Genomic DNA, 23,122 nt, shown 5'->3' with positions numbered 1-23,122 from the left:
AAACCCCTTATCCCGAAAAAACAGCAAAGCCGCCCATTCCGCCCCCTCCTCCTAAAAAGGAGGAAGGGGCATTTGGACAGCTCTGCTTGATTGAAGCATAGAAGCACCCGTCAACGACCTACCATTCAATCAGAGATCATTGATTTTATAGTGAGTTGAGATTGGTCAGGCATAGGTATGAGTGCTCAAAGAATTTTATTGTGTTGTAAAAAATGAATAGAGGAATCAACCATGATTAAAGGTCTAGCAATCACACCGCCCATCTTGGGACGGATCAGTATTGGTCGTGTTGTAGAAAAGAATGGCAAGCGTCTGCCAGAGAAAGACGATCAGTTCACCATTACCAGTCAAATACAAGGCAAGGACGGTTGGGTCAAACATCCCTTAGATGAGCAATTGCGTAGCCAAGCACCCAACCAAAAACTGCGTAGCATCCCTGTGCGGATGATTTTTAATGATCCAGAACTCAATCTTCGAGCTGAATACAGCTTGTTTGACCGACAGACGGGTCGCCCGATTTGTGTGGGGAATGGTCAAACCTGCCAACGCATGACATCACAGGGCGTAGAGCAACATCCTTGTCCATCCCCCGACTTATGCCCACTTGGACAAGGCGGGCACTGTAAGCCTTATGGACGCCTGCATGTCAATTTAGGCGAAGCCGATGAGTTTGGAACATTTATTTTCAGAACTACAGGCTTTAACAGCATTCGCACTTTGGCAGCACGTTTGAATTACTACCATGCGGCATCAGGTGGTTTGTTGTCGTGTTTGCCGTTGCAGCTCACGTTGCGTGGGAAAAGTACCACCCAAAGCTATCGTCAGCCCGTGTATTACGTGGATTTAACTTTACGTGAGGGAGTGGATTTGCAAACAGCGATTCAGACCGCCAAGGAGATTGACCAACAAGGTAAGCAGGCGGGGTTTGATCAGGCAGCATTGGATCAGATTGCACGGCAAGGTTTTGCCAATGCCAAGTTTGAGGTGCATGCAGAGGAGGGGATGGAATTACTGGAAGAGTTTTATCCACACAATGACAGTGCTGTAGATACAGAGCATTCAGCGCAATTGGGTTATGTGCAAGAGATTCAGCAAGGTTTGAAGCAGAGTGTGCAGGCAGTGAATTAGATCTGTTTGGACGTCTTCGAATTATTTTTTTACGGAGCGTCCTGATTATTTGAGCGGAAGACAGCTCGCTTAAATAATCTTAGGAGAACATGTCATGAATGCATTTGTTGGACAAACCTTTCAAATGAATCAATTGATTAACTTAAAACAAGTTGTGGAGTTAATTGGTGTGTGTCGATCAACCATCTATGAAATGATGGATGAAAACTCACCGTATTATGACCCAACTTTTCCAAAGAAAGTGAAAATTACACAAAATCGTATTGGCTGGTCAGCTTGGGAAATCAATCAGTGGATTGAGGCCAAGCTTGCGAGTCGAGAATAAATGGGAGCTTCGGCTCCCTTATTTTTTTTAGTTTTTTTATTTAATTACCAATTTTTAGTAATCCTTGCCAGCTGAAATAGTTCTGGGTCAAATGAGTACGGTTCATCGACCACTTTCGTTGTGGTAAGTAGCAGCTGCCAACAGCTAATTTAGTTTTCCCATATCGAGCCTGTAGCGCTTCTAAAGTTTGCATGAGGTTTTCATTATTTTCACGCTGGCTATGGTCGGTCAGCAGATCAGGAGTAAAGCGCTGCTTAGCAATTAAATCCGTCAGAATTACACCACACTTTTTATATTTCACGTCAGATTTATAAATGTGTTCCAGCAGTCGCATAGCTGTTTTAATCAGATCCAAAACACAATCCGTCGGTTCAGGAAACTCAAAAGCCAACGATTTACTGTAATAGGGAACCTTTGAATCAAAAGGATTCGATTGCACAAAAGCAATGACACATCCACATAAGGAAGCGTCTGCTCGTAAACGTATGACCGCATCCTGTACATATTTGCCCATAGCCTCTTTGAGATCATCTAGCTCGGTAACTTTTTCACCAAATGAACGACTTGCTATGATTTGCTGTTTGGGGGGAGGGGCATCATCTAACTGCATACAAGAAACACCTTGCAGCTCCAATACTGTTCTTTGCATTACAACAGAAAAAAGGCTCGCCATGCGATGAGCATCTTGCATCACTAAATCCAGCACCGAATAGATTTCCATGGCATTTAGTTTTTTAACTAACTTACGACCAACGCCCCAAACTTCACCGACCTCAATGTCTGAATAAAGCATTTCCTGATCTAGGAAATCCATATTGAGTAAGTTACACACACCCTTGAAACCCTGTCTTTTTTTGGCAAGATGGTTGGCCATTTTGGCTTCAGTTTTACTACGCCCGATACCAATCGAGACGGGTAAGCCAATCCAATCCAACAATCGTTGTTTCATGTGATGCGCATACTGAGTTAAGTCAAAATTTTGTGCATAACTGGTCAGGTCTAAAAAACACTCATCAATTGAATAGATTTCCTGTTCATGTGGCGCAACAAAACTAGCCAAAATTGAATGAAAACGCTTGGACATTTCAGCATATAAAGCATAGTTACTGGATAACACCACGACCTGATGTTGCTGAACAATATCTTGTATTTGAAAGAGAGGAACGCCCATTTTGATGCCCAGCGCTTTGGCTTCATTACTTCTTGCCACAGCACAGCCATCGTTATTGCTGAGCACAATCACAGGTTTATTGTTTAGACTGGGATTAAATACCCGCTCACAACTGACATAGCAGTTGTTAATATCAATCAGGGCATAAATCCGCTCGTAACTGTTCATCTGAACTTCTTGATCACACTGGTGACCACACCCCAGATCAGCATGGTTTGATTATCTTTTAAATGGATATCGGAAAAATCTGGATTGGCTGCCTGCAACCAGCATTGATCACCCTCAATCATCAAGCGTTTGATCGTAAAATCATTGTCAATCAATGCCAGAACAATATCCCCATGCTTGGCTTCAATACTACGGTCAACGATTAGCTTGTCATTCAGATCAATCCCTGCATCACGCATGGATAAGGATTCCACTTCAACGATAAAGGTTGCCTGTTGGTTTTGAATAAGAAACTCGTTTAGATCAAGGGTCTTATCGATATAGTCCTGAGCAGGGGAAGGGAAGCCTGCAGCAACTTTTTGCAAAGCAACAGGAATCTCATAATGTGTTTTTGTCTCAAGCAATGTAATAGAGGAAATATCGTTAAACTTTGGAGTGTCATTTTTCTTCAGGTATTGTTTGATTTCCAATACACGAGACTCTGGCACCCGAATGACCTTGGTCGGTTCGTTATAGACAAAAGGACGGCCAGAACCTTTGCGTGCACCACCATGCTTATTTTGTGTCATTTTTATTATCAATCTTGATTATGTAACATAATTAAGATTATAGAAAACTCACAATGTAAAAACAATATGCTCCGTTTTCTAAATCTATTCAATGATGTAATCACTAAGCTATTCAGGGAAAGCGGAGGCAGTTCAGTTGGTGGTTTTTGTATTGTGATCTACAGGGTTGTTTTGTACTATCGATTAAACTCATTCCAATATTGGAAAGCTAAAAATTATAAGTTTGAATACTAGTACATGGTCTCTTATAGAGGCAGATCAAAACTTAAGTTTAGATTCGACTTCTGATAGCTGTACATTGATTCGTAATTTGCTTTGTAGAGCCATCTTCAAATAACAAGGTATTTTCGGGAAAACGTAAAGCACAAAGTTGGTTAGAAAAGGCGCGTTGCTTATGACGATCTAAATATCGTTTTCCAACGGAGTAGTCCACACAAAAAACATTTTGATTTAAACCAAACCATTCCAATGGTTCTATATATTTAAAAAGCCCATGCTTTTGATCTGGAGAATTAAAGTTGCGCCAATAATGCCCAATAACGACAGGAATATTATCCTGATAGTGATCCCACCAAGCTAAACGATCGACCATCCGCCATTTCCCACCTGCAAAAAAAGGTTCTTTTGCTAAAACTTCAGCCCCAGACGTCAGGACTTTAAAAGGATTCATCATTTGCTCAAGTAAATCTTGCTGTCCTAGGTTTTTTAATAAAGGCAGTGTGGCTGATGGATTTTTTAGCTGAGAGCTATGTTGCTGTTTTTCATGTTGTGCCCGTTGGGCAACATCTGAATTTTGAAGATATCTTTCCGTTTGCTGGACAAAATAATCATAAATTTCTTTGAGTGAGCGCATTTGGGATTGCTTGAGTGTGTCGATAGACTGTTGATCCCAACAAGCATGTACAATTCTTAATTGATCTGATTCCAGTACCAAAGGCAGACTATTTAAAAACTCGATAATCCATACTCGATCTGTATCAGATGCAGGCAGAGATTGAAAAGGTTTCTCATCATCTTCGTGTGGCGATCCAAAAAACCATCCATTGCCTTCACGTTTGGAATTGATTAATAAATTTAACTCGTGATTTCCCAAAACACATTGCGCATTGCCATGTTCGATTAATGTTTTAACCAATTGAATAACAGCAACACTTTGTGGGCCACGGTCACATAAATCACCAACAAAAATTAGTTTACGATGTTCAGGATGGTTACCTTGTTGATCATAACCAAGCTTGGATAGTAAACTTCGTAATGCTTTGATTTCTCCGTGAATATCACCAATAATATCTAAATTGGCATTAAAAAGTGTTTGAGAGATTTGATACGACATTTTGTTCCTTAATTTATTTATTCAGTCATTTTCAAAAAAAATAGGAGAATAAACCAGCTGAGCAACACATTCTCGATATTCAGTCTCATCATATACAACCTGACCAAATTTGGAAAAAACATCAGTGTCAGGATGGTTTAAAGTGAGTAGAATTATTTTAGGTATACGTGAGCTGAGCAGGCTTAAGTCGATTTCTTTGATATCAGGATAATATAAGCCATAGCCTAACCAATATTTTACAGCAATATTTAGAACTATATTATTTTCCGCAGGATATTCTGCTATCAATGCCGTGTCTGATGGCTCTAAAATTTTGATTTTAGCCTCATAATCATCATTACTATCAACATGAAATTGTCTGATTTGAGATTTATTATTTGAAACTGCAAATGCATTAAATATTAGCATTTTATACTTCTCACGTTTGAGTTAGTACCTAATTTGGTTATTTATGGCAATTAGCCTGTTCTAGAGTTTTATGATCTCAGGTCGTAATTGAACATCTTGTTAATAGGGAATTAAAATTAAACAGATCAAAGACAAGCTAAGTTTTACAATTGACTTTAACATAATTAGATCAAAAAAACTGCCATAATAGGATCTTTGCGACAAAATGTGTCGCTTTGTTGAATTGATGACACTAGGTGCACAAAGCAATTCTGAACAACTTACTTTTCAAAATAACTTACCAATATAAATATTTATTCTACTTAAATCAGTGTGTAATTTGGTTTTTGCTGGTCTGAAAGACGTGGTTAAATCAATACTTTAAATTGGTTGGGCTCAGGCTGATTCGATTGTGTGGTGCGTGAGTAAGATTTTTTAATAAACTAAGAATATAGAGTTTTCCATGAATTTTTATCAGATTAATTTACGTTAAACCAGCATAAAATATATTAGGAATTTTAGGTGTAGGTAGAATAATTATTTTAGCTGAGTCGAGAAATTACCGTATGTTAGGTTTACTTTTGAGCATAGAATTATTTTTTAAATAACTAATCTTTTTAATATAACTTCAAAAATTTTGTTGACTAGTAATGTGTAGATTTTGCATTTATAAATGATATTTTTTGAATATAGAAAAATTGTGACATCAGCTGTCAACCTTAAACGAAATAATAGCTTTGGACATTACAAACTAAAAATACTTTATAGAGGTTATAAAATTGAAGGGAAAAATTTTAGACTTTTCCATTCAAACCAATAGTGGTTTGATCGCGGGTGAAGATGAAAAACGTTATACATTTTTTGGTAGTGAATGGAAAGAAAATACTCCTCCGCAGCGAGGAGTGTACGTGGACTTTGATCTAAATCAAGTTGGGCAAGCCATTGGAGTATATAAAGCATTAGCTCAACAAGCTGTACCAGTGAGTTTTAATGTTGAAGATACAGAGGAAAGCCAATATCAGTTTTTTGATTGGTTTATTAAATGCATAAAAAATTATGTGAATTTTAGTGGTCGAGCAAGACGTAAGGAATATTGGTTTTTTCGCTTAACCATCTTTTTATTAACTTTAGCGATCGTGTTCGTTGAAAGTGCTCTTGGAACAGATGGAATATTCTTAGGATTATTTTTGTTAGCAACCTTTTTACCTGATCTTGCTGTCACTGTGCGTCGTCTACATGATGTTGGTCGTTCTGGTTGGTGGTTGTCGATTGTATTCGTACCTATTATTGGTGCAATTTTAATACTCATTTGGTTTGTCACTGAAGGGCAAAAAAATGAAAATCTATATGGAAGCTCTCCAAAATAAATGCATCGAACTATACATTTTTTATTTAATGAAAGCCGTATTATAAGTATTTAGAAAAATAAGTGCGAGAGATACGGCCTACATTTTAGAGATTATTGATGGGGTAGAAATTTTATAGGGTGGGTAGTCTAGCAAGTAGTTTTTGTATTGTGATAAACAGTGTTGTTTTGTACTATCGATTAAACTCATTCTATTTATTCATTTATGTCAGAGACCCAACTAAGCCTTAGTGAATACCTTGCCAGTGTGCAGGAAGTCGTTCAGCTCACTTTCAGTGAAGCAGTGTGGGTTAAAGCTGAGATTCGTAATTTAAGTATTAAAGGTGGTCATTACTATCTTGAATTGGCTGAGAAAGATGAAGAAACCCATAAGGTGATTGCTAGCTGTAAAGGCACCATTTGGAAATTCACGGCACAAAAAATTGTTTTAAAGTTCGAACGAGAAAGTGGTATTGAGCTGGCTAAAGATCTAAATGTTCTGATTAAGGTTAAAGCGAGATTTGATCCTCAGTACGGTTTTTCTGTTAATGTCGAAGACATTGATTCCAGTTTTACTTTAGGTGATATTGCCAAACGCTATCAGCAAATCATTCAGCGACTGACTCAAGAAGGTTTACTCACTAATAATAAACAGCTGCCAACACCTTTTGATGTTCAAAATGTTTTGGTCATCGCACCAGAAAACGCAGCAGGTTTGGGTGATTTTAGAAAAGATGCTGATGCCTTGGAACAAGCTGGTGTCTGTTATTTTGTTTATCATGCAGCGACTTTTCAGGGCAATACGGCGCCGATTAGCATCATACAAGCATTGAGTACTGCATTAAAACAATGGGCTGCCGACTATTCAATCGCTCCAGATTTGATTGTGATTATACGTGGTGGGGGAGCAGTGAATGATTTGGCCTACCTGAATGACTATGATCTAGCGGCACTGCTATGTAAAAGAACTGTGCCAATTTGGGTGGGTATTGGTCATGAAAAAGACCGTACCATTTTGGATGAAATCGCTCACCGATCTTTTGATACGCCAAGTAAGGTGATTGCAGGAATCCGCAACCTGATTGTGGAACGAGTCAATGAAGCTAGTACGGCTTTACAAACGATTAAACTGTTATCACAGCATCAATTGACCGCTTATCAGAGTCAGAATGATCAGTGTCTTAAAACCATCAAAACCATGGCACAAAACCAAATCAATGAGGCTCAACGTAGTGTTGATCTCCTAAAAAGTGACACCCAATATCTTGCACAACTGCAAATTAAACAGGCTTCGCAGCGTACAGAATCACTGATGCGAGAGACCCTGCTACAGAATCCACGCAATGTCATGGCTAAAGGCTATGCCATTATTCGTAGCCGAGGGAAAGCGATCCGTTCAATTCAAAAGATAATTGACCCGCAACTTCAGATTGAACTACAAGATGGCATCATTCATGCCACCGTGACAGAGGTAATAGTACATGAATAATGAAGAATTAAGTTTCAAGCAAGGTTATGAGATTCTGAAAAAAAATGCAGAAAAACTCGAATCACAGGAAGAGCCAGATATTGATAATCTGATGGCAATTGTTGAAGAATCAATGACCGCCTATAAAGCATGCAAGTCTCGCATTGATGCTGTTCAACAGGCATTGAATGATACTTTTAAAGAGTAAATGTATGTAAAGTAAGACTGAATAGAGTCGCTAGGAAATTGAGAAAAAATGGTGACATAGAGATTGTCGCTGATTGGGAAGCTGTATTGGCAACATATGATTTTGAAAGTTGAAAAATAGCATGTTAAGTTGTTGGGAATAATTGGATCCTGGTAGAAACAGAGATCCTGTTTTTTTTTAATTGAATCGCTTAAAAAGATATATTTCAAGTAATTAATACGAGAAACATAAAACATGGCTATTAAGAAAGCAGAATTTTATTCGTCATTGTGGGCCAGCTGTGATGAACTACGTTGTGGAATTGATGTGAGACAGGGGAAAGGTTTTGTTCTGCATGATAACGCCACTGAGAAGATCTGGAAGGGTAATACATTAGCTGACTCACAATGGAAAGAGACTAATGGTCAACTTAAGATATTTGACTTTACTGTAGTCAACAAAGCTAGAGGGTGATAATCATGGCTCAGCTTGATAAGAGCATTATTTCTGTCCAAAAATTATTGGCATTACCAAATTTATCTATTCCAGCATATCAACGGCCTTATAAGTGGACAGAAAAAAACCTGAATGACCTATTTTCTGATTTACGTGAATATAAGGATAAATCGGCTTATCGATTGGGCTCAGTCGTATTCCACCAGCATGGTAACCTTGATCAGATACATTTGGATATTGTAGATGGTCAGCAGCGAACCTTAACATTGGTATTGATTGTTCTTGCAATTATTGAGGAAAGGTACTCTAAACTGCAAAGAAATGATATCAAACAGGCATTGCTTGCTCTTGAACCAATAATAAAAGCTTTTATTAAACGCCAGCATTTTTCCAGTGATATTTCTCATCATAATTTGCACCAGAATTTTCTAGCCGCTAAGAGAAAAGTGGCACGTAATGATTTCGGTGAAGATGATATCGATTTTCTATTAAATCGCTGTCAATTGGTAAGCTTTGTTCTAGATGATATCTCAGAGGCATTTCAGTTCTTTGACTCACAAAATGCACGTGGCCGTGATCTAGAACCTCATGATTTATTGAAAGCTTATCACTTACGCGAGTTCGCAGAGGTGGAAAGTCATTTAAAAGCACAGTCCGTAGCTCATTGGGAAGATCTGCGCAGTGAAGATTTGGAGAATTTGTTTGCCAATTATCTGTTTCGTATTCGTCGATGGACACAGGGAATGTCTGCGCGTTTCTTTGGAAAAAATCACGTATCTGTGTTCAAAGGGGTTAATCTTGATCGAGTAGAACATTACCCTTATGCGGAGTCGCTTCGTATATCTCATCATTTTGTTGATGATTATAATCAGCAGTATCAGCGTAAAGTTGATCGTCAGATGATGGTTTTTCCATTTCATTTAGACCAGATGATCATTAATGGTCGTCGTTTTTTTGAAATGGTAGAACATTATCAGCAGCAGGTATCTGAGATTGTAAAGGGTGAATATCATCTAGATGATAAGCAGCCTATCCAGATTTTAGGATTAACACTGGAACCCTTAGCCAGCCGAATTATACATACACTCAACAATTACCCCGAACGCAAACGAACAGGGGATCGATATGTTCGGGTTATGTTTGATTGTGCGGTTATATTTTATTTGGATAAATTTGGTGCAAAGGGGTTATCACATGCGATTGAAAAGCTGTTTATCTGGGCTTATAGCTGTCGCATTCGTCAGAAGGTCGTACAACTCGCAACGATTGATAAGTATGTATTAACAAATAATGTTTTTAGTCTGATTAAACATTCCGTAGGCCCAAATGAACTCTTAGCATGGCCACTAGAAGTCATAAAAGAGACTAAAGAAAACAAATCCAACAGCGGGGAAGCGTTGGTCATGTTATTCAAAGAGATGAAGTATTATGAGTGAATTTGTGCAAGCCTTTAGTGTGCAGCAGTTGCTAAGTGATTCACATCGCTACTTAGTTCCTATGTATCAGCGCAATTATGCATGGGGTGAAGGCGAAATTAATCAGCTCATTCAGGATGTGTTGGATTATCAGCAAAAGAATCAGAATAAAGAACAAAAAACAACCTATTATATTGGTACTTTAGTAGTTTTTGAACGTAAGGATGGCAGTTTTGAGATTATTGATGGTCAGCAGCGATTTACAACCTTGTCATTATTGGCAATCTGTTTAAAAACCTTAAATGATAAAGATTCATGTGTACCAGATATGACTTGGTACACAAAACCAAATATTGATTTTGAAAGCCGGCCTAAGTCTGTAGCAACCATTACAGCATTAGCACAAGGTGTAGAAACACATTTCTTGAAAGGTGAGGAACATAATGCTGATGTGGTCAATGGTTTTGAGCTCCTGCGAAAGAGTTTACTTGCATTGGGTGATCAGCTAAAGGACTTTTGCGAATTTCTGTTTCAGCATGTACAGATAACAAGTGTGCATGTCCCTAAAGATACGAATCTCACTCATTACTTTGAGGTGATGAACAGTCGTGGCGAGCAATTGGAAAAGCACGAGGTTATCAAGGCTCGATTGATGGAAGTGCTGAGTCGCATTAATGATGAATCTGAAAAAAATGCGAGTATTAATGTCTTGACTAAGGTCTGGGATGCTACTGCAAATATGGAAAAATATGTGCAATATGGATTTACTCCCCAAGAGCGACATGCACTTTTTGGGGCTGATGATTGGGGCAAATTTACACCTAAAAATTTTGCAGAATTGCTAACCTGTTTAGAAACAGGGGAGACTGATATATCCAATATCAGCAATAGTTCTGTCTGTTTAATGGAGATGCTACAACGACCACCAAGCAAGATTTTGAAAGGTGGTGCTGAAATCCCAACAGAGCGTTTTAACAGTGTTATTAATTTTTCAAATTTCTTACTACATGTAGTCCGTGTTTGGTCGTCTTGTAATAATGTAGTATTGGATGACAAAAAATTAATTGAGCAATTTGAGACGCATGTCTTAAAAGCTGAAAATCCAATTGACACAGTGAAGAGTTTTATATTTGCTTTATTGAAATGCAAGTACATGTTTGATCAGTATATCGTTAAGCGTGATTTTGCCAATGGTAAAGATAACTGGAGCCTGAAACGCTTGCATTGGTATTCAGATAAAAGTGTTACTTATCTCAATACCTTTGATGATAAAGAAGATGGTTTTGAAGGTATTAACCATCGAACTATTCTGTTGTTAAGTGCATTTCATGTATCTACGCCGACAATGGTATACAAGCATTGGCTAAATGGAGCATTGTATTATTTATATCAACAGGTTGATGTCAATGCGAATGAGTACTTATCTGCATTAGAGAAATTAGCTAGACGGTTCGTGTTCTCTCGATTCTTACAATCAGGGGAGGGCGCTGACTACTATGACATGATTTATGCTGATGATAATGCAATATCTACCTCAAACGAGATTGATACGTCAAAATTAATTTATGGGAATATCGAAAACAATTTTGTATTTAACTATTTGGATTACTTGATTTGGTGCGATGAATTATGCTCAGAAAAGCCAAATGCAATTATTGAAGAGTTTGAGTTTACTTTCCGGAGTTCTGTTGAACATTTTTATCCTCAACACCCGATGGATGGATATTCAGAACTTCCTGCAGAGTATTTAAATCGCTTTGGTAATTTATGCTTGATTAGTCATAGCAAAAATTCACGTTTAAGTAATTATCAACCAAATGCCAAACGTGAGCATTTTGCAGTTGCGATTGCCGATAAAAAAATTGATACACTTAAATTATATCGCATGATCCAGTTACTTGAGAAAGATGGAACTTGGGGCGAAGTTCAAATAAAGCAGCATGAAGAAGAAATGCTGTCCTTATTAACGATGGATAACCATGACTGGTACTGCAATACGAATGGCGGTGATCAGTAGTATTCCGTGGTTTAAAAAGTCAAGATCAGCATTCAGAAATTAACCAAGACAATCCAAAATAAAAGTCGTAACAGGTGAGTACTATTATGTTTGGGGCGAAAAATAGTCAGTAATGAAAAACAATAGATTACTACAATACACATGCAAGCCAATTCGCGGAATCTACTTTTAATGTGGATATGGAAATTTTGTATTAGCCATTTTTAGAGCACTTGCCAAGTACAGCAAAAATATTGGATTTAGGCTGTGGATTGGGGCGGGATAGCCTTGCTTTTAAAAAGAAAGGTTATGAGGTTGATGCGTGTGACTGGTAATCCCCCCTCAAAAAAGGTCTGAAATAAAGCTTCAGACCTTTTTAATTTACTGAACCAACTTCATCAAACTACCAAAACTATCAATCACCGAATACTGAACAGTATCACCTAATGACTGATTTTCTTCATTTAAAGTTGTGAAGAATTTTTTAGCACTTTCAATCTTACTTTTTTCTTTGGCTTTTAAGTCAGCATCTAGCATAGAGCCTTTCGTTTCAGCGACAAAATAAATCTGACGTACTTTGTCTTTATTAAAAGCAATTGCCCAGTCAGGATTATAGCCACCAAAAGGTGTAGGGATTTGGAAGCGATCAGGCAATTTAGCATAAACCACCACCTCATCTGCACCATCTAGCTCCTCAACAAATTTGCGCTCCACATCAGAATCAGTAACCACATACTCCCAGATATGACGTTCAGCCTTATAAGACTGCAATGGAATATTGTCGTTGCTGACAAAAATTTCATTGTCAGGATAAGTGCTATTTAAAGGATTGTATTTCAGTCCTTGAATGACCATTTTAGCTTGCTGTTCATTAATAATACGGCTCATTTCACGAATAAAAGCTTCTGGATTTAACTTAAACTGAGAAAATACTGCTGCATTGATTCCCTGTAAAATACGAGCAACTGTTTTACGAGTCAGGTTCGTATCATCTGCAATATTACCAATTAGGTCATAGGTCACTTGAGATTGAATTGAAATGTTTGCAACTTCAGTATTTGTTTTAACTTTTCCAAACATTTCTTTGGCTTTAACTTGCTCATAGGTGGATTCATCATGCTGAGTTGCTTCAGCAAGTTTATAACTCAGCGTTTCTACAAACTTATTGTTGCGTTCTACAGCAGTACGCTCAACAGCACTAATGCTTTGCTCAATGAGTTTTTCAGAATCCAGATGAATTTGATAAACGGCTTTTCGGTTAATACGCGACCATAAAGCCTGAAACTCTTTACGCTCTAAATTGGCTTGATTGATGGTATTGGTCAGCTTCTTATTACCATTATCTGTCATGCCTTCCAAAGCTTTTGGATCAAACAGCCCATTAATCAGCTTGTGAATTTGCTCAGTATAAGCCACTAAACTTTCAGGCAATTCAGCAAGCGTACCTTGCTCTTTCGCTTCGTGATATTTTGGCGTTAACTGATCATTGTCATCAATATAATCATGCTTAAACAAATGCTTATTGATTTGCTTTGCCATCAATTCAGTGACTTCAACACTAGATCCATCTGATAACTTAAAGATTTTCCCTTTAAAGTAATCAGGCGTAGCTTGTGTCGGGCGATTCTGAATTGTATTTAGAATTTCTGATTGTAGATTCGACACAAACTCTTTGTAACTTTCATTAGTCACAACAGTTAGGTTATTCAATTTATGAATTTCACCTAATGCACCTTGAAAATGGTTGGCATCCATACGTTCGCCAAATTTATTCACTGCAAGGCGCATACCACGACCCACTTCTTGGCGACGAGAAATAACATTATCTGAATGCTTTAAAGTACAGATCACAAACACGTTCGGGTTATCCCAACCTTCTCGTAACGCTGAGTGAGAGAAAATAAAACGAGTTGGCTCTTCAAAGGAAAGTAGGCGTTCTTTATCTTTTAAAATCAGGTCATAAGCGTCTGTATCATTGGATACCTGAGCTTCTTCAGCTTTCTTATCAATTGCTGGATTGGCAAGACGTTTTGATTTCTTATCAATTGAGAAATAACCATTGTGAGTACGGTCTACCTCAATTGCTTTCAGATAGTCAAAATATGGGTCATTTTCTAAGTTGAGATCCAGAACTTCATTGAGTACCTGTTGATACTGTTCCTTGAAAATTTGAACGTATTCACCATCGACAGGATTATTCTCTTCATCATATTGACGATATTTCGCTACTTCATCAATAAAGAAGAGACTGAGAACTTTAATGCCTTGGTTGTACAACTGACGTTCTTTTTGAATATGTGCACGAATCGTTTCACGGATCTGAATGGTTCGCATGATCTTTTCATCAACATGCCCCAATGCTTCACCGACATGAATTTTGGTACCATTCAAGAAAGTCACCGAGTTATCTCGTGCATCAATGTCTGAGACAACATAACGGTCATTGTATTGTTCGGCCTTATTGGAAATATCGTAAAGGTTATCGCCTTTACCGACTTTTCTTATTTCACGTTTGAAGCCATTCTTGGTCTCAATCTCAATTTCCAAACGGGCAATTGGAGCAGATTTAGATACAATGATGTCTTGTAAGTATAAATACCCATGTGTACCTGTTAAGCCTTGTACTTCCACACCTTTTACAGTGATTTTTTTCACAAGTTTTTGGTTATAGGCATCCAAAGCATCCAATCTATACACAAGGTTATAATTTCGCTTATGTGTCGCGGAATAGCGCAGAATAAATAATGGGTTGAAGTTAGATAAAGACTCTAGGGTTTTATCCGCTCCCATTTTTTGCGGTTCATCTAAGATCAAAATTGGACGGTTTCGGCTCACAATTTCTATTGGAATACGACTATTAAATTCATCAAGTCCTTCCATGATAGGTTGACCTGTTTTAGGATCAATTACTGGCAGCCCATTCCGCATCTTGACTTGACCATAAATACGACGGTTATCTTTACCTGTCGCATTAAATGCCTGTACGTTAATTACCATGACATTGATGCCACCATTCGAGCTAAAGCTTTCTAAGTGGTGTAATTCTTTTGAGTTATAGATAAAGAAACGAGCCTTTTTCCCATAGAGTTCTTGAAAGTGATCTGCCATCATATTCAGGCTTTTGTAAACGCCCTCACGAATGGCAATGCTTGGTACGACCACAATAAATTTCGACCAGCCATACTGCTTATGCAGTTCAAACATAGTACGAATATAACAGTAGGTTTTACCTGTACCTGTTTCCATTTCAATATCAAGGTTTAATGGACTTTTGGTCAGGTTCTTGCCTTTGCCATTATCATCCGTGATAAGTTGAGATGATCTTTGTAATCCACTTGCTGCTTGTACGTCCTGAATATTTTTCAATACAGCTTGCAGATCAAAAATATGGGCATTCTCAAAACCAACATCTGCAATCACTTTTTTAGCCTTACCACCTTGTAAGTCCAAGGTTTCTTCAAGCATATCAACCTGTGCCGTTGCTTTTTTGGCTTTGGCTGCACCTAGGTCAATCGTATAACGATGACCTTCAGAACGTGGTTGTCCTTTAAAGCAATCTACAATCGCTTGTACAGAATCTTTCTGATACCCAAGGGTTTTAAAACGAATTTCCATTATTTACCCCTTAAAGAAACTTGACTTCGGTATCAGGAGAGAGCTGTTTAAAGCGTTCTTTGATATTGGTTTTATCATGATCCAGATGGATGGCTTTTTCTGCCGATACAAAGCGTAAAGGATGATCTTTAGTAACTTCATCAACCACATCAAATGTTAATTCATCAAAACAAGCTATAAGGCTATTGCCTGCAACGTAAAAGACTTCTTTTCCTGCAATAGTTTTACGTTCAATCGGCAAAGAAAGTTCAAGCCCCCAATCTAACATCACTTGGAATAGGAGGTCTTCAGATGTACGGTCTGATTTAATGTGGTCAGCTAAATCCAACATATCAGCTTGTTTAAAAGCATCTGGTGTGTAATACACCTCCTTCATATTGGTTGAGTCAATTTTTAAAACACGGAAGCCAATATCTAAATTTTCAATACCTTCTTTACCTGCATTATCTGTTAGGATTTTTTTACCAGCACGACGGATACGTTCTTTAGAGATTTCAGCAATCGTTTTATAGCCATTTTTGTACATTTCTGAATGTACATCAATATCTTCAGGGATCTGAACAAGTAAAATTTTTCTTTGTCCTTGGTCTTTCATGTTAATTTGAAAAACGGCATCTGCGGTAGTGGAGGAACCACTATAAAAATCTAAAATAATTGAATCTTGATCTGTTCCAAGTTCTATAATTCTTTTCAATAAGCCTGTTGGTTTAGGATGATTAAAGGCCACAAAGCCAAATAATTTAGAAACTTCTGCCGTTCCTACATTTCCTTCATCAATATCATCCCACAAAGTATCTGCTACTTTCCCCTCACTATCTCGCTCATTCCAATAAGCCTTTTCTGATAAAGTGGAATTTCCAAACTCTAAACGTCCATCATTTTCTAATTTTTTCAATTTTTCTTTATTCATCCTCCAACCTTTTGCAGGACAAGGCCAAACTTTTCCATTATTATCCACATAATCATAAGTTGTTTCTGGGCCAGCTCCTCCTGTTTTCTGTAGAGGATATAAACGATACTTTCCTCTCCCATCATTATCATCTTTGTTATACATTTTTAAGGTTGCTTCAGATAATGGTTTATAAACAACATTAAATTTGTGTGCTAAAAAATTTTTTGAATACATTAATACATATTCAATATTAGTAGGAAATTGCTTACTTACGGTTTTTCCACTACTGTTTTTCTTCCAAACAAATTGATTAATAAAATTCTTTGAGCCAAAAACTTCATCACAAATTTTTTTTAAATTTTCTTGCTCATTATCATCAATACTAATCAAAATTGAGCCATCATCAGAAAGTAAGTTTCTAGCTAACTTTAATCGACTATATACCATACTTAGCCAATCAGAATGAAAGCGACCGTTACTTTCAGTGTTTGCAATTAAACGATTACCATCTTCATCTATTTGGTGTGATTTTTCAAAAAAAGCGTCTGTACTTTCAGCAAAGTCATCGTCATAAATAAAGTCGTTGCCTGTGTTGTATGGCGGGTCAATATAAATCATTTTGACCTTGCCTAAGTAATTCTCTTGCAGGAGTTTTAATGCTTCAAGATTATCGCCTTCAATAAAAAGGTTTTCTGTGGTGTCAAAATTTACACTTTCTTCACGGCATGGACGCAAAGTTTTAGCAATCGGAGCATTAGCAGTAAGAATAGATTGTTTTTTCCCCACCCAATCCAAACGATAACGCTCTTGTTCACCCTCAACTAAAACTTGAGAAAGCTCTTGTTTGAGCAAATCAAAATCAATGGCTTTTTTCAGCTCACCATTTTCCCCTTGTGCTTCTGTGACACAATTGGGAAATAAGGCAGCAATCTTTTCTATGTTGCTCTCCACTAGGTTTGGGGAATGCATTTTTAACTTGTCCATCAATATACCCTTAGATTTAATTCATTAATTTATTGAGATCAGATTCAATTGCCTGAATCTGCTTATTCAATTCAACCTTACGATTGAACTGTTTTTCACTTTTTAGCTTGGATCTCAGCTTAGCAAGCTGCTTTTGCAACCCTTCAAGTTGTTGAGCTCTCAGCAACTTATCTTCAATCGAAAGTGATTCACCATCATTTTCTTGATCTTCATTCGAGCTAATTGGCAGTAACTGTGAGATAAAGTGTTCATACAGGTCAGCCAGTTTTAAGTAAATCGGTAACTCAGTACGATTATCCCCATCTAACCAATCAGAAGCATAATACTGACCAATTACAGCCTTGGTTTTATCGGCTTGGTTTAAACGTTTATAAGTGGCAATCACTTTCACTTTGTCTTGATAAATCACTTCAAAAATAATAGGAGTGAGGATCAGCTTATCAATGAAAGAGAGAATCGATACATCCAAATCTTCGACACGACTTTTCACTCGAAAGATTTGAATTTCCTTCAAATCTTCCTGATCTTGGAGGTGAATTGTAGATGAAGCCAACTTGTAAGCCCACCGTATATTTTCTACTTGATCAACAAATAGCTGTTCGATCTTGCTATTGGCTTTGCCTTGCTCATAAAACTTATTTTTTGGAATTAACCGATCCACTTTTGCCTGTGGTGGAAATTTATATAACTTCATGATCAAGGTTCTTCAATCACAATAAAACTAATCAACTCAAAGTCATTCAACCCTGAAACGACATCGACTAACGCAGAAGTGGCTAAACCAGAGAACAGGCTATCAATATCCTTTTCAGCCTTCACATCCTGAATGGTATGAATCACTATATCCAATAGCTCTGAATATTGACTCATATCCCGTCCATCATTGGTTTTCTGATTAAATTTTTCAAATGCTTCAGGAATAGGCTGATCCTTTCCTCGACATGCTTTACGAGCCACATCAAGTAAATATTTGGCTTGTGTATAGTCGTAAACAACCTCACCATCTTGGTTAATATAAACCAAGTAATATGGGTATAAGCGATTGCTTTGGCTGTTCGGCAACTCAGGATATCGTGCTCTTAGTGTGAAAATGACCCCTGCATTCAAGCCCATTTCTGGCTGTGCAGGAACGACCGTATGCAATCCGTTTGGTAATCGCTCTAATTCAGGATGTTCTTCCATATAACCAAGCAAATCCATACGGAAGTCATTCAAACCCAAGTCAGTAATAGAGACACCTGTATTGGCATCTTCCAAATCTAGGACTTCAGTTTGTAATTTCTGTAATTGTTCACGACGATAGGCAATGTCATTCGCTTGCGCGCTGAGAACGTTGTCATCGCCTGTACTGGTCATATCGACAATCACCATGCGATTTTCAACTCGTTCACGCAAGTTAATATATTCATCAAGACTAATATCAGGCCAGTAATTCACAAGCTGAATTACATTGTTGGATGAACCAATACGATCCACACGACCAAATCGCTGAATAATGCGTACAGGGTTCCAGTGAATATCGAAGTTAATCAAATAATCACAATCCTGTAAGTTTTGACCTTCTGAAATACAGTCTGTTGCAATCAGTACATCAATCTCTCTCTGTTCTTCAGGGAAGATGTCTGCTTTTTGCTTGGATTGTGGCGAGAAGAGGGTCAACAGACCTTGCATGTCATAACCTTGACGACTGCCTACACGGGTCTTGATCGTTGAGGTATTGTCACTGCCAATCACTTTGGCACTGTGCAAACCATAAGTTTCTAGCAAGATTGGAGCAAGATGCTCATAGATATAATTCGCTGTATCCGCAAAGGCAGTAAATATGATGACTTTACGGTTATTGGCGTTAATTGGACTTTGAATCTTCTCAATTACGTGTGCTTTAAGATGCTGTAATTTGGCATCCTTGTCCGCGTTAATCGGCTGAATCGAGCGCAGTAAATCAAGAATAATGTGATAGTCACCCTCTAGATCTACTTTCCACGTCAATAGATCCATATCACCTAAATGAATTTTCAGCTTATTACCAATAAGATCTTCGGTATTCAGTAACTCACCATTCTCGTCTTCATCGTAGCCAATGTCTGGTGAAATACTCACTTCATCATCAGCTTGTCGAGCTTCAAAATCAGCAATTTTAGATAACACATTCTCAATGTTTTGCTTTAAGACATTCAAGGTCAATCTGAAAGCATGAACAGAGCTTTCTAAGCGTTTCAACAAATTGACCGTCATCAAAGCCTGTAAACTTTTTTCACGATCTACCTGTCGTAATTTACCTTTGCCTTCTACCCGCGTATCAAAAATCTCTTCATACTTTCTTAAAGCACTTGGAAAGATATAACTCACTGGTGCATAGACAGACATCTTGATTAAGGACAGATCCGCATAAATCTGGTTCAGAGACACACTATTCTGATCCGTAGATAAAGCGCAACGGAATGAAATCGGTTTGAGGCGTTGAGGGAACTGTCCAATATCTTTGGTGTCGTAGAAAGTTTGAATATGCTTTCTTGAACGGGCAATCGTCACGCTATCTAGAAGCTTAAAGAAGTCAAAATCTAAAAGATTCAGAATTGCTTGTGTTGTTCTTTGATGTGGTTCGAGTTTTGCCCACGCATTAAAACTGGCTTGCGCTCTACGGAAGATGGTTTCTAAATCACGCTCTGTATCAAGCTTATTTTCTAATAAGGCTGCATTGCCTTCGTAAGCGAGTGCCAATTGGTTCTTGAGGTCGGTAAAGTGGTTATTGACTGGTGTTGCCGACAACATCAGCACTTTGGTTTTTACCCCTTTACGAATCACTTGATTCATTAAGCGGTCATAACGTGTTTCACGATCTTTAAATGCACCACGGTTACGGAAGTTGTGTGATTCATCAATCACCACCAAATCGTAGTTGCCCCAATTGATTTTGGCTAAATCTATCCCTAGAGTTTCACCACCTTTGCGCGAAAGGTCTGTGTGATAAAGTACGTCATAGCTAAAACGGTCTTTGGCAAAGATATTCGTGACTAAATTAGCGTTGTAGTTCGTCCAGTTTGCACCTAGTTTTTTAGGGCATAAAACAAGAACACTTTTGTTTCGTAACTCGTAATATTTGATCACTGCCAGTGCAGTAAAGGTTTTACCCAAACCCACACTATCAGCCAAGATACAGCCATTATAGGTCTCTAGTTTATTAATAATGCCAACGGCTGCATCTTTTTGGAAATTAAACAGTTTATTCCAAACTAAAGTGTCTTGATAACCTGTTAAATCATTCGGCATGACATCGGCATTAATATCTTCTAAGAAATCTTTGAAGATATTATAAAGCATCAAGAAATAAATACGCTCAGGAGGATTTTCCTGATATACAGACTCAATATGTCGGATGATTTCGCTGGTGACATCTTCAACTTTTGAAGGGTCATTCCATATTTGATTGAAGAGCTGAATATAGGTTTGCACCATTGGTTGCTCATCAAAGCAGTTCACCATATTGGAAATAGCATTTCCTTTTTCAAAGCCAAGTCCCATAGGCGTAAATCCTTGAATGGGCATATAAGTGAGCGAATGCTCAGGTTTTTGAATACTGATGAATTCCTGCATCGGTGCATTACTGTTATTTGACTTAAATATAGCTTTGCGTCTAATCCAGTCTGCACATTCTTTCGCAATTGCCTTTTGTGACAACTGATTTTTTAAGTGAATCTCAAATTCAGTCCCATACAGGCTGCTTTCACGATCTTGCTTAGGAATGATGAACTCACGTTTTTCTTTTTTTAGTTTATCTGTGACGTTATCAGCAACAAAAGTAGGTGACGTAAAGACAAATTGTAGCTCTTCGATTTTTTCTAGTTCTTTTTTTAAAGCAGCATAAGCATAGATTGAGAAATAGGAAGCAGCAATTTTTAATCTAGACTTACTACTGAGATTTTCTCCAATATCTGAGCCTAATATATTATTAATGTTATCAATGAGTTTCATAAGGGTGAAGCAGAAAATATAATAGATACTGAATTATAGCAACCTTAGATTTTATATGTGAAAATTCATGAGGTTGTAATCACTGAACCGTACCGGGTTTGTCGGAGACTTTTTTATTTAAGTTAGGCCACCTGACCTAATGGGTTAATCTTATCATAGTACATTGCTTCAAACTCAAAAGGCGATACATAACCCAGTGCACTGTGTACACGCTTTTTATTGAACCAATTTACCCAGTTTAGTGCCGCAAGTTGTACATCTGCTAAACCTTTCCAATCTGCTTTTAAATACTCAATCACCTCTGTTTTGTATAAGCCATTCACTGTTTCAGCCAAAAGCATCCTGTACTTATTTTGAAGGGAATTATAAGTATTCTGTAGTAAATCAATAATGATTGTGCGACATTATTTGTCGTTCTTGATCGTAATTAAACTCTATAAGCCTGACATTAAGTTAATTAGCTCTCTACAATAAGATTGTGCAGGGTTAACTAGCTTTAAGTAATGTGTGGACTGCTCCCAGTATCCTAGACATGAGACAGCCTCATCTTGAAGTTGCTTCAATCGCTTCCAGACTCCTCCCATCGAGATGTGAATGAGTCATGACATTTTTGTAAAAAAAGCGTAAAGCTTTTAGAAAAAATTAAAAAAAATCATGTGGTAAATTGTAACATTAGGTACTATATTTATTGTTAAATGAAAATGTACTATTCCAGTAAAAGAGACATAACCTGTCCTGCTGGTTAACATAATTAAGAAGATAAGAGGGTGTGTGGGTTTTAAGATGCAGGATATTACGCGAACAAGTAAACATGAAACATTAGCAAACCGTTTAGTTGATATCCTGACCCGTTTGAACTCAGGTTATAGATTGGAAGCAGCAGAGCTTGCTAAAGAATTTGATACACATCCACGTACTATTCGACGTGATTTTATCCGCTTTGAATCTTGCAATATTCCATTGCAAAAAGAAGGGAAATATTACTTTTTAGACCCTAAATATTTGGGGCAGCTAACTTTTAAAGATATTCAAACATTTTCACAGATTTCAGGCATACGTCATTTATATCCAAAGCTCGATGTTTCATTTGTACGTGAGTTATTGGATAGCCGCGTATATGGTGGTAAGGGTTATTCTGTTGAAGATGCCTCGCAATTTAAAGAGCTATTTCGTATTTTTAGCAGTGCAATTTTAAAGCAGCAGCAGACAGCTTTTCTTTATAAAGGAGAGTCGCGTGTTGTTGAACCATACAAGTTGTTGCACCATCATGGCAGTTGGTATTTGGCAGCGGTAAGAAAGGGTGAATTAAGAGCTTACAGATTAAGTCGAATAGAGATGTCTGCTCATGCACATGAATTATCAACTTATAAACCAGATCCTGTAATTTTAGCTCAACTAGAAGATGAAGAGAGCATTTGGTTTGGTCAAGAAAAAAGTGAAGTGATTTTAACTGTTCATGCAGATGTGGCGTTACACTTCAAACAAAGACAACTTTTACCAGAACAACAAATTGTTAAAGAATTGGACGATGGGAGTTTATTGCTTTCAAGTCGAATTACACATATTACTCAAATTTTACCTTTGGTTCGGTATTGGATTCCTCATCTCAAAATTGTAAATCCTGAAGGCTTGCAAGACGAGGTAGAAAAAGGCTTAAAAGAGTATTTAGAGCTTTGAGATAAAAAAGGGTTTGGGTACAAGATTCGATCAG

Annotated in this window: 17 protein-coding genes and 2 pseudogenes; 10 read left to right on the top strand and 9 right to left on the bottom strand. The window is 37.6% G+C overall.

Annotated features, from left to right (window positions below):
• The first annotated feature begins 231 nt into the window (after positions 1–231).
• Positions 232–1,128 carry a hydrolase or metal-binding protein gene (locus FTV41_RS05225; protein ID WP_179996237.1) on the top strand — a complete coding sequence of 299 codons (897 nt, stop codon included), beginning with the start codon at positions 232–234 and terminating at the stop codon, positions 1,126–1,128.
• A 94-nt stretch (positions 1,129–1,222) separates the two neighbouring features.
• Positions 1,223–1,453, top strand: a complete 231-nt coding sequence (locus FTV41_RS05220; RefSeq protein ID WP_004972090.1) for an AlpA family transcriptional regulator — start codon at positions 1,223–1,225, stop codon at positions 1,451–1,453.
• Positions 1,454–1,493: 40 nt separating this feature from the next.
• Here the strand turns inward: FTV41_RS05220 and FTV41_RS05215 are convergent, their stop codons facing one another.
• The 4 genes from FTV41_RS05215 to FTV41_RS05200 form a co-directional block, all read right to left on the bottom strand.
• Positions 1,494–2,792, bottom strand: a complete 1,299-nt coding sequence (locus FTV41_RS05215; RefSeq protein ID WP_179996236.1) for a Y-family DNA polymerase — start codon at positions 2,790–2,792, stop codon at positions 1,494–1,496.
• The gene (locus FTV41_RS05210) at positions 2,789–3,361 is read right to left on the bottom strand and encodes a LexA family transcriptional regulator (protein ID WP_179996235.1); all 573 of its coding nucleotides are present in this window, start codon (positions 3,359–3,361) and stop codon (positions 2,789–2,791) included. Before FTV41_RS05210 ends, FTV41_RS05215 begins: the two co-directional genes overlap by 4 nt.
• A gap of 271 nt (positions 3,362–3,632) precedes the next feature.
• On the bottom strand, positions 3,633–4,694 hold the full coding sequence (locus FTV41_RS05205) for a metallophosphoesterase (RefSeq protein ID WP_179996234.1): 1,062 nt from the start codon (positions 4,692–4,694) through the stop codon (positions 3,633–3,635).
• A gap of 21 nt (positions 4,695–4,715) precedes the next feature.
• Entirely contained in the window at positions 4,716–5,102 is a 387-nt protein-coding gene (locus FTV41_RS05200) for a hypothetical protein (RefSeq protein ID WP_179996233.1), read from the bottom strand.
• Between the two features lie 758 nt (positions 5,103–5,860).
• Here FTV41_RS05200 and FTV41_RS05195 point away from each other — a divergent pair.
• The 7 genes and pseudogenes from FTV41_RS05195 to FTV41_RS05165 form a co-directional block, all read left to right on the top strand.
• Positions 5,861–6,448, top strand: a complete 588-nt coding sequence (locus tag FTV41_RS05195; RefSeq protein WP_179996232.1) for a DUF805 domain-containing protein — start codon at positions 5,861–5,863, stop codon at positions 6,446–6,448.
• A 204-nt stretch (positions 6,449–6,652) separates the two neighbouring features.
• Positions 6,653–7,915, top strand: a complete 1,263-nt coding sequence (gene xseA / locus FTV41_RS05190) for an exodeoxyribonuclease VII large subunit (RefSeq protein WP_179996231.1) — start codon at positions 6,653–6,655, stop codon at positions 7,913–7,915.
• Complete coding sequence (gene xseB, locus FTV41_RS05185; protein ID WP_179996230.1) at positions 7,908–8,102, top strand: exodeoxyribonuclease VII small subunit; 195 nt, start codon at positions 7,908–7,910, stop codon at positions 8,100–8,102. The genes xseA and xseB overlap by 8 nt, the downstream gene beginning before the upstream one ends.
• Positions 8,103–8,336: 234 nt before the next feature.
• Positions 8,337–8,555, top strand: coding sequence for a hypothetical protein (locus FTV41_RS05180; RefSeq protein WP_179996201.1), 219 nt, complete (start codon positions 8,337–8,339; stop codon positions 8,553–8,555).
• A gap of 5 nt (positions 8,556–8,560) precedes the next feature.
• Positions 8,561–9,973 carry a DUF262 domain-containing protein gene (locus FTV41_RS05175; RefSeq protein ID WP_179996229.1) on the top strand — a complete coding sequence of 471 codons (1,413 nt, stop codon included), beginning with the start codon at positions 8,561–8,563 and terminating at the stop codon, positions 9,971–9,973.
• Positions 9,966–11,969: a DUF262 domain-containing protein gene (locus tag FTV41_RS05170; protein ID WP_179996228.1), complete on the top strand. Its 2,004-nt coding sequence runs from the start codon at positions 9,966–9,968 to the stop codon at positions 11,967–11,969. Before FTV41_RS05175 ends, FTV41_RS05170 begins: the two co-directional genes overlap by 8 nt.
• 122 nt (positions 11,970–12,091) lie before the next feature.
• A pseudogene (locus FTV41_RS05165) lies at positions 12,092–12,280 on the top strand (class I SAM-dependent methyltransferase); the annotation flags it as partial.
• Positions 12,281–12,329: 49 nt separating this feature from the next.
• Here FTV41_RS05165 and FTV41_RS05160 read toward each other — a convergent pair.
• The 5 genes and pseudogenes from FTV41_RS05160 to FTV41_RS05140 form a co-directional block, all read right to left on the bottom strand.
• Positions 12,330–15,563 (bottom strand): type III restriction-modification system endonuclease, encoded by a 3,234-nt coding sequence (locus tag FTV41_RS05160; protein WP_179996227.1) that lies wholly within the window; start codon positions 15,561–15,563, stop codon positions 12,330–12,332.
• Positions 15,564–15,573: 10 nt separating this feature from the next.
• Entirely contained in the window at positions 15,574–17,439 is a 1,866-nt protein-coding gene (locus FTV41_RS05155) for a site-specific DNA-methyltransferase (protein WP_179996226.1), read from the bottom strand.
• Positions 17,440–17,455: 16 nt separating this feature from the next.
• Positions 17,456–18,133: a DUF4391 domain-containing protein gene (locus FTV41_RS05150; RefSeq protein ID WP_179996225.1), complete on the bottom strand. Its 678-nt coding sequence runs from the start codon at positions 18,131–18,133 to the stop codon at positions 17,456–17,458.
• 2 nt (positions 18,134–18,135) lie between these two features.
• Entirely contained in the window at positions 18,136–21,411 is a 3,276-nt protein-coding gene (locus FTV41_RS05145; RefSeq protein WP_179996224.1) for a helicase-related protein, read from the bottom strand.
• Between the two features lie 122 nt (positions 21,412–21,533).
• A pseudogene (locus tag FTV41_RS05140) lies at positions 21,534–21,752 on the bottom strand (IS3 family transposase); the annotation flags it as partial.
• A 442-nt stretch (positions 21,753–22,194) separates the two neighbouring features.
• Here FTV41_RS05140 and FTV41_RS05135 point away from each other — a divergent pair.
• Positions 22,195–23,088: a YafY family protein gene (locus FTV41_RS05135; RefSeq protein WP_179996223.1), complete on the top strand. Its 894-nt coding sequence runs from the start codon at positions 22,195–22,197 to the stop codon at positions 23,086–23,088.
• The last annotated feature ends 34 nt before the right edge of the window (positions 23,089–23,122 follow it).

Source organism: Acinetobacter sp. YH16051 (assembly GCF_013417135.1).
Taxonomy (GTDB): Bacteria; Pseudomonadota; Gammaproteobacteria; order Pseudomonadales; family Moraxellaceae; genus Acinetobacter; species Acinetobacter towneri.
The sequence above is the reverse complement of the archived record's forward strand: the minus strand, read 5'-3'. Positions and strand labels throughout refer to the sequence as shown.